Source organism: Actinocorallia lasiicapitis (assembly GCF_054778695.1).
This window is the reverse complement of the sequence record NZ_BAAGZI010000177.1, coordinates 1-11,153: the sequence shown is the minus strand read 5'-3', so window position 1 is coordinate 11,153 and position 11,153 is coordinate 1. Positions and strand designations below refer to the sequence as shown.

Below are 11,153 nucleotides of genomic sequence, written 5' to 3'. Positions count from 1 at the left end.
CGCCGCCGCCGACCTCGCCCTGACGGTCGTCCGCGACGGGCCGCTCTACCGGGGGACCGCCGTGCTCCCGCCGGACGTCACCTACGCGCGGGCCCGCCTGCTCGGCCCGCTCCCCTGCTGGCTCACTCCGCCGCGGCAGTGAACGCGAAGACCCCGCCGCCCGGGCTCGGGCGACGGGGTCTCGGTGTGCGTGCGGCTCAGGCCCAGAGCTGGCCTTCGAGCGCCGACTCGGCCTCTTCGAGGGTGCCCTCGTAGGCGCCCGTCGACAGGTACTTCCAGCCGCCGTCGGCGACGACGAAGGCGATGTCGGCCCGCTCCCCCGCCTTGACGGCCTTCTGGCCCATCCCGATGGCCGCGTGCAGGGCGCCGCCGGTGGAGATCCCGGCGAAGATGCCCTCCTGCTCCAGCAGCTCGCGCGTGCGGCGCAGGGCGTCCATCGAGCCGACCGAGTAGCGGGTGGTCAGCACCGAGTCGTCGTACAGCTCGGGGATGAACCCCTCGTCGATGTTGCGCAGCCCGTACACCAGCTCGCCGTAGCGCGGCTCCGCCGCGACGATCTTGATGTCGGGGACGTGCTCGCGCAGATAGCGGCCGGTGCCCATCAGCGTGCCCGTCGTCCCGAGCCCCGCGACGAAATGGGTGATCGTCGGCAGGTCCTGGAGGATCTCGGGCCCGGTGGTCTCGTAGTGGGCGCGGGCGTTCGCCTCGTTGCCGTACTGGTAGAGCATCACCCAGGACGGATTCTCCGCGGCCAGCCCCTTCGCCACCCGGACGGCCTCGTTCGAGCCGCCCGCGGCCGGCGAGGAGATGATCTCCGCACCCCACATCTGGAGGAGCTGACGCCGCTCCGCCGAGGTGTTCTCCGGCATCACACAGATGATCCGGTAGCCCTTGAGCTTGGCCGCCATCGCCAGGGCGATGCCGGTGTTGCCCGAGGTCGGCTCCAGGATCGTGCAGCCGGGGGTGAGCGTGCCGTCCTTCTCCGCCGCCTCGATCATGAACAGAGCGGGACGGTCCTTGATCGAGCCGGTGGGGTTGCGGTCCTCCAGCTTCGCCCAGAGGCGCACTTCAGGGGAGGGCGAAAGCCGGGGCAGCCCGACGAGCGGGGTCCGCCCCAGCGAGTCCAGCAGCGAGTCGTAACGCATGATCTTCTGTTCGCCGGTCGGGGTCAGCCGCCGGCGACGGCCGGCAGCACGGTGACGGTGTCGCCGTCGGCGACGGCCGTGTCGAGCCCGCCGAGGAAGCGGACGTCCTCGTCGTTCAGGTACACGTTGACGAAGCGGCGCAGGCCCTTCTCGTCCACCAGGCGGGCGCGCAGCCCGGGGTGGCGGACCTCCAGGTCGGCGAAGAGCTCACTCAGGTTCGCGCCCTTGCCCTCGACGGCCTTGCTGCCGTCGGTGAGGTTCCGCAGGATCGTCGGGATCCGGACCTCGATAGCCATCGGTTGATCTCCTTCTATGACAAGCGTTAACGGGGGTGCTGAGGCGATGCGTCAACGACAGTCGTAGACGACTTCAGCCCGCGAGTGGCTGAAGAGGAAGCTCTGGACCGGCGGCATGACCCCTACTTTACGAAACGACCAGCACGAGGCGCGAACCGCACCCTCTACAGATAAGCGTCCACGACGCGAACTTCTTCCTCCGTGATCACTCCGTCGACGATCCGGTAGGACCGGAACTCCGCCTGAGCCTCGTCACGCGTGGAAACAAGAACGTAGTGGGCGTTGGGCTCCGAGGCGTAGGTCACATCCGTGCGGGACGGGTAGGCCTCGGTCGCGGTGTGCGAGTGGTAGATCACGACGGGCTCCTCGTCCCGGTCGTCCATCTCCCGCCACACCTTGAGCTGCTCCAGCGAGTCGAACCGGTAGAAGGTCGGGGAACGCTCGGCGTTCTCCATCGCCACGAACCGCTCGGGACGGTCGGAACCCAGCGGTCCGGCGATCACGCCACAGGCCTCGTCGGGGTGGTCGGCGCGGGCGTGCGCCACGATCTGGTCGACGAGCGTCTGGGTGATGGTGAGCATGACGTGCAGTTTATCCGGGTCGTCCGGAGCGGATCAGGTCGGCCGGATCAGTCCGGCTGGATCATTCCCAGCAGGTGGGCGATCCGCTCGGCGGCGGCGCCGGGATCGTCCGCCCGTCCGACGATCATGCCGCCGAAGGAGACGTAGAACTCGCCGTCCACCGCCACCACCGCCCGGACGCTCGGGACGATCGGATTGGCGACGGCCAGGGTGTCGCCCGCGGACTCGGTGGTGAGGCCCAGGGCCTTGAGCCGCGCGGCCAGCTCTTCGAGGTCAGGCATCGGCGATCCGAACGGTGAGGCGGAACATCGTGCCGGTCTCGCCGGACCTGATCTCGACCATGTCGCAGAGCTGGCGGACCAGCCAGAGCCCCGCCCCGCCGGACTTGTCGGGGTCGGGCGGCAGGAAGCCGAGGAACTTGTCCTCGAGCCGGCCGAGCGGGTCGAGGACGTCGCAGATCACGCTGTCTCCGTCGCTCCAGACCAGCAGCGAGCCGTGCCCGCCGCCGTGCCTGATCACATTGGTGGCGACCTCGTTGACGGCCATCACCAGCGGCATACAGGCGCCGAGCCCGAACCCGATGGCGGCCTTGGCGGTGAAGTCGCGCAGGCCGGGCAGCTCGCCGCGCAGGAAGCCGCGGTGGGCGATCCGGCCGGTCTGCGGGAGCAGCGGATGCCGGTTGAGCTCGGTGTAGACGGTCAACGGCGGCTCGTAGTCGAGGTCGTGGTGGGTGCGTTCGGCGATCCGCATCACGTCGGCGGGCACGTGCCGCAGGTCGTAGGCGCAGAGCAGGGAGGTCCTGGTCTCGGCGAGGACCACGTTGAGCAGGGCCTCGTACCGCTTCCACTCGCGGATCTCGGCCGGGGTGCGGCCCGCCCAGAGCGGTTCGGAGACGATCCTGACCCGGCCGCCGCGCTTCCACCAGCGGTCCCGGCCGGAACTGACGGCGGCGGCGATGCTCCGCGGCGGGGTGAGGTACCAGGACGCGTCGTCGTACCACTCCAGCTCGTCCAGGTCGACCAGCTCGTCCATCTCCCGCTGGAGCAGGGCGATCCGGCCGGGCGATCCGATCACCACGAGGGAGTCGCCGACGTCGAGGCCGGCGCGCAGGAAGGTCAGCGCCTCCTCGACGTACTCCTCCTGCGAGCCGTAGAGCAGCGCCTGATGGACCAGAGCGTCCCTGTTCGTCCCCATGAGCACCGGCATCCGTCAGGCCTCTTCCACCACCAGTCCGGGCAGGTCGGACCAGCCCGCGACCCGCAGGAGTTCGGCGACGGGTTCCCGGACGCCGCGCAGCAGGAGCATCCGCTCATATCCGTCCGGGGAGGTGCGGGCCGACAGCATGGTCCGCAGGCCACCCATGTCACAGTAGTCGACCTCGGACAGGTCCAGACAGAGATGTCCGGTTCTGCGGCCGAGGGTGTGCAGCGCGTCCGACAGGGCGGGGAAGGTCGATTCCTCGACGGCTCCGGCGAGCGCCAGCCCCGGCGGGGTGAAGGTCGGGGAGATCCGCAGGACCTCGTCGTCGTACACGTCGTCGATCCTTACCTCGCCTCGGTGGGTGCCCAGCAGGTGCTCCAGCGGCTTGGCCGCGAACCAGCGCCGGTCGTACTGGCAGATCGCCATCGCGTTCACCTCGGACGTGCGGAACACGTCGTCGATCTTCTGCTCGAACTCGGCGAACCGGTCGGTGCCGGGCCAGCCGCGCAGCGAGAAGGTCTCCTCGCCGGTGACCCTGACGCCCGCGTAGCCCTGGACGAGCGCCAGTTCGATCTCGGTGGCGAACAGGCCGATGATCTCGTCGGGGTCGAATCTGCCGGTGGCCAGATAGGCCTCCTCGGCGGTGCGGACCACGAACTGGTCCCGGTCCATCGCGCCGGCCAGGTCGAGCCCTGCGGCCTCGGGATCGCGGGTGAGCCAGGCGAGGATCTCGGCGGGGCCGTCGGTGTCGGCCAGGTAGATGATCTTGTGGTCGTGCTTCAGCCCGTCGCGCAGATACGCCACGAGCACCGCCCTGCGCTCATGGTCGTTGTCGTAGGGGAGGCAGAGATGGTCGCCGAAGCCCATCCCGCCCACCGCCACGCGCACATCATGGGGGGTGCTCATACGGGCAAGCTATCAACACGGTCCGGAGCTGGATCCGGACATTCCGTAATGTTCTTGGTGTCCTAATCCGGCCACAGGCAGTGCACGAGGCCGTCCTGGAGCTGGGTCAGCCAGTCGTAGGTGACGAACAGGGCGTAGCGCGGGTCGTCGGGGTCGAGCCGGGCGAAGTCCTCGTGGTTGTCCTCGGTCAGGTCCAGCCGGGTGCCCAGGGCCAGCCGCAGATCGTTGAGCGCGCGCAGCCAGGAGTGGGCCTGGTCGGCGTCCAGCTCGACCGGGCGGTCGAAGTCGAGGGAGTCCAGGACGACCCTGGCGTCCTTCTCCTTGCCCTCTCGGAGCGTGGTCTCGGTGTAGCGGCGGAACTCGCCCGCGGCCTCGTCGTCGCCGTTGTAGCCGTCGGGGAACAGCCGGGCCAGCGCGGGATCGTCCGGCGCGCTGGTGCTCTCGGAGATGCCCAGTTCGGCCAGGCCCGGATCGCCCTTCGGCATCTCGCCCAGCATCTCCTGCAGCTGCTCGAGCAGGTTCTGCAGGACGGCGTTCTCGACCTTCTCCAGCCGCAGGACCACCCCCGCGGGCCCGTTCGGGCGGAATCCGCTCATCAGTCGTCCCGCTTCACCGTCGCCCAAAGACCATACGAATGCAAGACCTCCACATTGCGCTCCATTTCCTCGCGCGTCCCCGAGTCGACCACGGCCCGCCCCTTCTGGTGGACGTCCATCATCAGCTTCTCGGCCTTCTCCCGCGCGAAGCCGAACACCGTCTGGAAGACGTACGTGACGTAGGACATCAGGTTGATCGGGTCGTTCCAGACGATCGTCAGCCACGGCAGGTCCGGGCTGATCTCCTCGCCCGTCTCCGGTCTGTTCAGCTCCACAGGTGCGGTGGTCACCCTACGAACCTACCGGGCGCGGACCGCTGGAACCGCCCCCGTACTCTGGCGGTGTGGACCAGCGAGACGGCACGAGCACGGCACTGCTCACCGATCACTATGAACTGACCATGCTCCAGGCGGCCCTGCGCGACGGGACGGCGGCGCGACGCAGCGTGTTCGAGGTGTTCGCGCGGCGGCTCCCGCAGGGCCGCAGATACGGCGTGGTCGCCGGCACCGGACGCTTCCTGGACGCCCTGGAGCGGTTCCGGTTCGGCCCCGCCGAACTGGACTTCCTGCGGGAGGAGGCGGTCGTCGACGAACCGACCCTCGCCTACCTGGCCGACTACCGGTTCACCGGTGACGTCTGGGGCTACGCCGAGGGCGACTGCTACTTCCCCGAATCGCCGATCCTGCGGGTCGAGGGGAGCTTCGCCGAGGCCGTCATCCTCGAGACCCTGGCGCTGTCGATCTTCAACCACGACTGCGCGGTGGCCGCGGCGGCGTCCCGGATGGCGCACGCCGCCCGCGAGCGGCCGCTAATCGAGATGGGGTCGCGGCGCACCCATGAGCGGGCCGCCGTCGCGTCCGCACGGGCCGCCTACCTGTGCGGCTTCGCCACCAGCTCCAATCTGGAGGCGGGCCGCACCTACGGGGTGCCGACCTCCGGCACTGCGGCCCACGCCTTCACCCTGCTCCACGACGACGAGCGGGCCGCGTTCGCCGCCCAGATCGCCGCGTTCGGCCAGGACACCACCCTGCTCGTCGACACCTACGACGTGGAGCGGGCCATCGCGCTGGCCATCGAGCTCGCGCCCGACCTGCGGGCCATCCGGATCGACAGCGGCGACCTGCGGCTGGTCGCCGAGCAGGCCCGCAAGCAGCTCGACTCGCTCGGCGCCACCGGAACGAAGATCGTGGTCACCGGCGACCTCGACGAGTACGCGATCGCCGCGCTGGCCGTCGCGCCCGTCGACGGGTACGGGGTCGGGACGTCGCTGGTGACCGGGTCGGGCGCGCCGACGGCGTCGATGGTCTACAAGCTGGTCGCCCGTGAGGACGCGGACGGGGCGCTGTCCCCCGTCGCCAAGGCGTCGCCGGGCAAACCCAGCCGGGGCGGACGCAAGCACGCCTACCGGCGGTTCGCCGGGGATCAGGCCGTCGCGGAGGTGGTGTCGCTGTCGGAGGAGTTCGGGGCCGACGACCGGCCGCTGCAGGTCCCGCTCGTGCGCGGCGGGAACGTCGTCGGCGCGGAACCGCTCGAAGCGGCGCGGGACCGGCACCGGCGCTCGCTCGCCGAGCTGCCGCCCGCCGCCCTGCACCTGTCCAAGGGCGATTGCCCCCCCCCCCCGCCCTCCCCACCCTCTTCGCTTGACCGCCGCCACCTGATGGGATGCTGACATGAGCCGAGCACTGATCATCGTGGACGTGCAGAACGACTTCTGTGAGGGCGGTTCGCTGCCCGTGGGCGGCGGTTCCGACGTCGCCGCCGCGATCTCCGCCCATGTCGCGGCGTCGGGCTACGACCATGTGGTCGCGACCCGCGACTTCCATCTCGACCCGGGCGCCCACTTCGCGGCCGAGCCCGACTACGTCACCACTTGGCCGCCGCACTGCGTGATCGGCACCCCCGGCGCCGACTTCCATCCGGCGCTGGCGCTCGGCCCGATCGAGGCGGTGTTCTCCAAGGGCAGGGAGTCGGCCGCCTACAGCGGTTTCGAGGGCTTCCACGACGACGGCACGCCGCTCGCCGAATGGCTGGCCGAGCACGACGTGACGGCCGTCGACGTGGTCGGCATCGCCACCGACCACTGCGTCCGCGCCACGGCCCTGGACGCCGCCCGCGAGGGGCTGGCCACGACCGTCCTGCTCGATCTCACCGCCGGTGTGGCCCCGGCGACCACCGAAGTGGCCCTGGACGATCTGCGCGCCGCCGGAGTGACCCTCAGCGGAGCGCCCGTCCTGCGCTGATCGTCACCGCTCCGTCGGCGGACGGGGCGGTTCGGCGGCGAGCTGGGCGTCCATGGCACCCCGCAGGCCGGTCCCAGCCGCGGACCGAGGCCGGCCGCACCGCGATGACCGGCGGGATCACCTGGGCGGTGGCTGATCAGGACACGCCCAAGGCGCACGCCGCGCACGTGTGACCGCTCCCCGCGCAGAACCCCGCCGTCCGACCGGCGGGGTTCTGCCGTGGCGCCGGTCAGGTGCGGCGCAGAGCCCATTCGCGGATCTTGTCGATCCTGGCCTGGATGTCCTTGGCGGAGGCCTGCGGGACGGCGGGGCCGCCGCAGGAGGCGCGCAGCTCCGTGTGGACGACGCCGTGCGGCTTGCCCGTGCGGTGGCTCCACGCGCCGACCAGACCGTTGAGCTCCTGGCGGAGCGCCTGCAGATCCTCGGCGGCGGTCTTCTCCTGCCGCTCCGGCGCGGCGGACGGCCCGCGTTTGCGCTGGGCGGCGAGCTGGTTGGCCTGGTGCTGGCGGAGCAGCGCCGTCACCTGCTCGGGCTCCAGCAGGCCGGGGATGCCGAGGAAGTCCTCCTCCTCGGCGCTGCCCGGGGCCGCCTGGAGGCCGAACTCGCCGCCGTCGTACAGCACCCGGTCGAAGGTGGCGCTGGCCTCCATGGTCTCGAACGGCAGCTCCTCCGACAGGTCGGCACCGTCCTTGGCCCGGTTGGCCTGCTCCAGGGCGTCGTCGTCGAGGCCGTCCTGCTCGCGGGTCTTGCGGTCCAGGACGTGGTCGCGCTCGGTCTCCATCTCCGAGGCGTGACCCATCAGGGTCGGCACCGAAGGCAGGAACACCGACGCGGTCTCGCCGCGCTTGCGGGCGCGCACGAACCGGCCGATCGCCTGGGCGAAGAAGAGCGGCGTGGCCGTGGACGTCGCGTAGACGCCGACGGCGAGCCGCGGGATGTCGACGCCCTCGGAGACCATCCGGACCGCGCACAGCCAGCGGTCCTCCGACTCGCCGAACTGCTTGATCTTCTTGCTGGCGTTCGGGTCGTCGGACAGGACGATGGTCGCGCCCTGCCCGGTGATCGAACGGATCATCTTGGCGTAGGCGCGCGCCGCCTCGTGGTCGGTGGCGATCACCATCGCGCCGGCGTCCGGCATCCCCTTGCGGACCTCGGTGAGCCGTTTGTCGGCCGCCTCGATGACCTGGCGGATCCAGTCGCCCTTCGGATCGAGCGCGGCACGCCACGCCTGGGAGGTCTGGTCCTGGGTGAGGGGCTGGCCGAGAGTCGCGGCGATCTCGTCGCCCGCCCGGGTGCGCCAGCGCATCTCCCCCGCGTACGCCATGAACATGACGGGCCGCACCACACCGTCGGCCAGCGCGGGACCGTAGCCGTAGGTGTAGTCGGAGCGGCTGCGGCGGATGCCGTCGGGCCCCTCCTCGTACTCGACGAACGGGATCGGGTTGATGTCGGTGCGGAACGGGGTGCCCGACAGCGCGAGCCGCTTGGTGGCGGGCTCGAACGCCTCACGTACGGCGTCGCCCCAGGACAGGCCGTCGCCCGCGTGGTGCACCTCGTCCATGATGATCAGGGTCTTGCGGGCCTCGGTGCGGTTGCGGTGCAGCGCCGGCCTGGCCGCGACGGTGGCGTAGGTGACCGCGACACCGTGGAAGTCCGGTGCGGTCTTCCCCATCGCGTTGGTGAACTCGGGATCGATCTTGATCCCGACGCGGGCGGCGGATTCGGCCCACTGCCGTTTGAGGTGCTCGGTCGGGCAGACCACGGTGATCCCCTGGATCGCGCGGCGGTCGAGCAGCTCACGGGCGAGCCGGAGCGCGAAGGTGGTCTTGCCGGCGCCGGGCGTGGCGACGGTCAGGAAATCGCGGGGGACCTCCCGGAAGTACAGCTCCAGGGCCTGCTGCTGCCAGGCGCGAAGTGATCCGGCGGTCCCCCACGCGGCCCGCTCGGGATAGGCGGGGGGCAGGTTCGAGGCGGCGAAGGTACTCACGATGGCCCAAGGCTACCGAGCCCCACCGACAGGACATGCCGAGTCGGGACGTGCTCGCCGTCACCCGCACTCTGTGTTAGGCCCCCGAACAGGCGTTCCCCTGCGGCCGTCAGCCGAGCATCCTGTCCTTGCGGCGCGGCCACAGCCCGCCCCACCACAGGACGATCGCACCGGTGATCAGGGAGGCGCCGCCCGTCGCCAGCCGGGCGATCATGATGCTGTCGTCGTTGCCTGTTTTGGGCAGAGTGCGCGGCGGATGGGCCGGGGCCGTCCGGGAAGGAGACTTGGTGGTCTTGCTCGGCGCGGCCTTCGCGCAGTTCGCCTTGTAGCTGTGCGACGCCCTGGCCTTGCCGTCCTGGGTCACCTTGACGACCGTCGCCTTGTCCTCCGTGAGCGTCAGCGCGCTGCTCCGCGACGCCTTGGGGCCGAGCTGGTCGGCGAGGAAGATCGAGCCGCCCCGGACGATCGAATAGCCCTGGGTGGTGGCCGGGTCGTCGTTGACGACCTTGATCGTCACCAGCCGCTTCGGGCAGTCGACCTTGCCGAACGTCACCTTCAACGGCACCAGGCTCGGCTGGGAGCCGGTGGCGACCGGCGGGACCGGCTTGGACGTCGTCGGCTTCGGCGTGGTCGGCTTCGGCGTCGTGGGCTTGGGCGTGGTCGGCTTGGGCGTGGTGGGCCTCGGCGTCGTCGGCTTCGCCGTGGGCGAGGCGGGCGGCGGGCTCGACGGCGTCTTGGTCGGCGGTTTGGAGGTCGCCGGCTTGGACGTCGAAGGCTTCCCCGTGGTCGGTTTCACGGTCGGCTCGTCGGCGGCCTCGGGGCTGGGCCCGCTGCTGACCGGCGACGGCGTGTCCGACGCGTTCGACTGACCGTCCCCCGAAATGAACGCGGGGACGACGAGCATCGCGCCGATCACAAAAAAGATCGCCGCAATGATCACCCTGACCGGCTGCATCCCCACGCCTCCCCAGAGCACCGCTTGATCGTTTCTTTACCCCTCATTGTGACGGTTACGCCCTGGTTCGCGAGGCGCGACGCCGTCCCGCAGCTCGGACGGCGTGTCCATAACCGGCGCGGAGACGGAAGAATGAGCGCCATGGAGGACGAGATCCGCCCCGGGCGGCTCCTGATCGCGACACCGCTGCTGGAAGACGCCAACTTCAAGCGCAGCGTGGTCCTCATCGTCGATCACGGGCCTGAGGAGGGGACCCTCGGCGTCGTCCTCAACCGTCCGACCGAAATCGAGGTCCGGCAGATCCTGCCGGGCTGGGCCGACCTGCTCAGCAGCGCCGAGGCCCACCACGGCGTGGTGTTCCAGGGCGGGCCCGTCGCCCTCGACAGCGCCCTGGCCCTCGCCCATGTGACGGGCGCCGACGATCCGCTCGGGTTCCGCGCCCTGCAGGGCATTCCGGCCGTCTCCCGGGTCGGGCTGGTCGACCTCGACAGCCCTCCGGCGCTGCTCAAGGACGGGATCGACCGGTTCCGGGTGTTCGCGGGCTACTCCGGCTGGAGCGCTGGCCAGCTCCGGTCAGAGATCGAGGAGGGCTCCTGGTACCTCGTGCCGGGCGAGACCTCGGACATCTTCGGCGACGATCCGGCGGGCCTGTGGCCGCGCGTCCTGCGCCGTCAGGGCGGGGACCTCGCCTTCGTGGCCACCTATCCCGAGGATCCATCACTAAACTGAACGGATGAGCACGCCATTCTTCGAACCCGGCGGCACCGGGACCATCCTCAAGCCGGACCAGGACGAGCGCCCCGACCTGTCGCACGGCGACGGTGACCACGAGCGGTTCGCCCACTACGTCAAGAAGGCGAAGATCACTGAGTCGGCGCTGACCGGCACCCCGGTGATCGCGCTGTGCGGCAAGGTCTGGGTCCCCAACCGCGATCCCAAGAAGTTCCCCGTCTGCCCGGAGTGCAAGGAGATCTACGAGGGTCTCGCGCCGGGCGGCGGCAAGAAGGACGACCAGTAGCCGCTCGCGCCTCCGCCGCCGTCCGAACAAGATCATGTAGCCTGACCGCCTCATCGGCCGAGGGTTCGGGGGACGGATGCGGCGGGGCGTTTCGGTCATGCTCTCTTTCACGGCCATCGCGGCGGCCACCCCGTCAGCGGCGGCGCCCGCACCGCCGCTGCCCGCGCCAGGGCTGAACTCGCCGGGGCTGAGCTCGCTGGGACCGAGCTCGCCCGAGCCCGGCGAGGGC

The 11,153-nt window shown here is 70.6% G+C and carries 15 protein-coding genes; 5 read left to right on the top strand and 10 right to left on the bottom strand.

Features of this window, described 5'->3' with window-relative positions:
* Positions 1-197 precede the first annotated feature (197 nt).
* From ACYVE7_RS19600 to clpS, 8 genes are all read right to left on the bottom strand, one after another.
* Positions 198-1,145: a PLP-dependent cysteine synthase family protein gene (locus ACYVE7_RS19600; RefSeq protein ID WP_460366401.1), complete on the bottom strand. Its 948-nt coding sequence runs from the start codon at positions 1,143-1,145 to the stop codon at positions 198-200.
* A 23-nt stretch (positions 1,146-1,168) separates the two neighbouring features.
* Positions 1,169-1,441, bottom strand: coding sequence for a MoaD/ThiS family protein (locus tag ACYVE7_RS19595; protein WP_460366400.1), 273 nt, complete (start codon positions 1,439-1,441; stop codon positions 1,169-1,171).
* A 164-nt stretch (positions 1,442-1,605) separates the two neighbouring features.
* Positions 1,606-2,022 carry a M67 family metallopeptidase gene (locus tag ACYVE7_RS19590; RefSeq protein ID WP_460366399.1) on the bottom strand — a complete coding sequence of 139 codons (417 nt, stop codon included), beginning with the start codon at positions 2,020-2,022 and terminating at the stop codon, positions 1,606-1,608.
* A gap of 47 nt (positions 2,023-2,069) precedes the next feature.
* A complete protein-coding gene (locus tag ACYVE7_RS19585) occupies positions 2,070-2,303 on the bottom strand; it encodes a hypothetical protein (protein ID WP_460366398.1) in 234 nt (77 codons plus the stop codon).
* A complete protein-coding gene (locus ACYVE7_RS19580; RefSeq protein WP_460366397.1) occupies positions 2,296-3,216 on the bottom strand; it encodes an anti-sigma factor RsbA family regulatory protein in 921 nt (306 codons plus the stop codon). Before ACYVE7_RS19580 ends, ACYVE7_RS19585 begins: the two co-directional genes overlap by 8 nt.
* Positions 3,217-3,231: 15 nt before the next feature.
* Positions 3,232-4,128 (bottom strand): MEDS domain-containing protein, encoded by an 897-nt coding sequence (locus tag ACYVE7_RS19575; protein ID WP_460366396.1) that lies wholly within the window; start codon positions 4,126-4,128, stop codon positions 3,232-3,234.
* Positions 4,129-4,190: 62 nt separating this feature from the next.
* The gene (locus ACYVE7_RS19570; RefSeq protein WP_460366395.1) at positions 4,191-4,724 is read right to left on the bottom strand and encodes a DUF2017 domain-containing protein; all 534 of its coding nucleotides are present in this window, start codon (positions 4,722-4,724) and stop codon (positions 4,191-4,193) included.
* On the bottom strand, positions 4,724-5,014 hold the full coding sequence (clpS, locus tag ACYVE7_RS19565; protein ID WP_460366394.1) for an ATP-dependent Clp protease adapter ClpS: 291 nt from the start codon (positions 5,012-5,014) through the stop codon (positions 4,724-4,726). The genes ACYVE7_RS19570 and clpS overlap by 1 nt, the downstream gene beginning before the upstream one ends.
* A gap of 53 nt (positions 5,015-5,067) precedes the next feature.
* Between clpS and ACYVE7_RS19560 the strand changes: the two genes are divergently transcribed.
* Both ACYVE7_RS19560 and ACYVE7_RS19555 read left to right on the top strand, forming a co-directional pair.
* Positions 5,068-6,393 carry a nicotinate phosphoribosyltransferase gene (locus tag ACYVE7_RS19560; RefSeq protein WP_460366393.1) on the top strand — a complete coding sequence of 442 codons (1,326 nt, stop codon included), beginning with the start codon at positions 5,068-5,070 and terminating at the stop codon, positions 6,391-6,393.
* Between the two features lies 1 nt (position 6,394).
* Positions 6,395-6,964 carry an isochorismatase family protein gene (locus ACYVE7_RS19555; RefSeq protein WP_460366392.1) on the top strand — a complete coding sequence of 190 codons (570 nt, stop codon included), beginning with the start codon at positions 6,395-6,397 and terminating at the stop codon, positions 6,962-6,964.
* Between the two features lie 229 nt (positions 6,965-7,193).
* On the opposite strand, the gene ACYVE7_RS19550 is transcribed toward ACYVE7_RS19555, so the two are convergent.
* Both ACYVE7_RS19550 and ACYVE7_RS19545 read right to left on the bottom strand, forming a co-directional pair.
* Positions 7,194-8,951 (bottom strand): DEAD/DEAH box helicase, encoded by a 1,758-nt coding sequence (locus tag ACYVE7_RS19550; protein WP_460366391.1) that lies wholly within the window; start codon positions 8,949-8,951, stop codon positions 7,194-7,196.
* 109 nt (positions 8,952-9,060) lie between these two features.
* Positions 9,061-9,510 (bottom strand): hypothetical protein, encoded by a 450-nt coding sequence (locus ACYVE7_RS19545; RefSeq protein ID WP_460366390.1) that lies wholly within the window; start codon positions 9,508-9,510, stop codon positions 9,061-9,063.
* Between ACYVE7_RS19545 and ACYVE7_RS19540 the strand changes: the two genes are divergently transcribed.
* From ACYVE7_RS19540 to ACYVE7_RS19530, 3 genes are all read left to right on the top strand, one after another.
* The gene (locus ACYVE7_RS19540; protein WP_460366389.1) at positions 9,491-9,820 is read left to right on the top strand and encodes a hypothetical protein; all 330 of its coding nucleotides are present in this window, start codon (positions 9,491-9,493) and stop codon (positions 9,818-9,820) included. The genes ACYVE7_RS19545 and ACYVE7_RS19540 overlap by 20 nt on opposite strands.
* A 227-nt stretch (positions 9,821-10,047) precedes the next feature.
* The gene (locus ACYVE7_RS19535; protein WP_460366402.1) at positions 10,048-10,635 is read left to right on the top strand and encodes a YqgE/AlgH family protein; all 588 of its coding nucleotides are present in this window, start codon (positions 10,048-10,050) and stop codon (positions 10,633-10,635) included.
* A 4-nt stretch (positions 10,636-10,639) separates the two neighbouring features.
* Complete coding sequence (locus ACYVE7_RS19530) at positions 10,640-10,924, top strand: DUF3039 domain-containing protein (protein WP_460366388.1); 285 nt, start codon at positions 10,640-10,642, stop codon at positions 10,922-10,924.
* The last annotated feature ends 229 nt before the right edge of the window (positions 10,925-11,153 follow it).

Coding starts and splice junctions, on each gene's coding strand:
- ACYVE7_RS19570 (WP_460366395.1), bottom strand. CDS start 4,724: ATGAGCGGATTCCGCCCGAACGGGCCCGCGGGGGTGGTCCTGCGGCTG.
- ACYVE7_RS19575 (WP_460366396.1), bottom strand. CDS start 4,128: ATGAGCACCCCCCATGATGTGCGCGTGGCGGTGGGCGGGATGGGCTTC.
- ACYVE7_RS19580 (WP_460366397.1), bottom strand. CDS start 3,216: ATGGGGACGAACAGGGACGCTCTGGTCCATCAGGCGCTGCTCTACGGC.
- ACYVE7_RS19595 (WP_460366400.1), bottom strand. CDS start 1,441: ATGGCTATCGAGGTCCGGATCCCGACGATCCTGCGGAACCTCACCGAC.
- ACYVE7_RS19535 (WP_460366402.1), top strand. CDS start 10,048: ATGGAGGACGAGATCCGCCCCGGGCGGCTCCTGATCGCGACACCGCTG.
- ACYVE7_RS19530 (WP_460366388.1), top strand. CDS start 10,640: ATGAGCACGCCATTCTTCGAACCCGGCGGCACCGGGACCATCCTCAAG.
- ACYVE7_RS19590 (WP_460366399.1), bottom strand. CDS start 2,022: ATGCTCACCATCACCCAGACGCTCGTCGACCAGATCGTGGCGCACGCC.
- ACYVE7_RS19555 (WP_460366392.1), top strand. CDS start 6,395: ATGAGCCGAGCACTGATCATCGTGGACGTGCAGAACGACTTCTGTGAG.
- ACYVE7_RS19600 (WP_460366401.1), bottom strand. CDS start 1,145: ATGCGTTACGACTCGCTGCTGGACTCGCTGGGGCGGACCCCGCTCGTC.
- ACYVE7_RS19585 (WP_460366398.1), bottom strand. CDS start 2,303: ATGCCTGACCTCGAAGAGCTGGCCGCGCGGCTCAAGGCCCTGGGCCTC.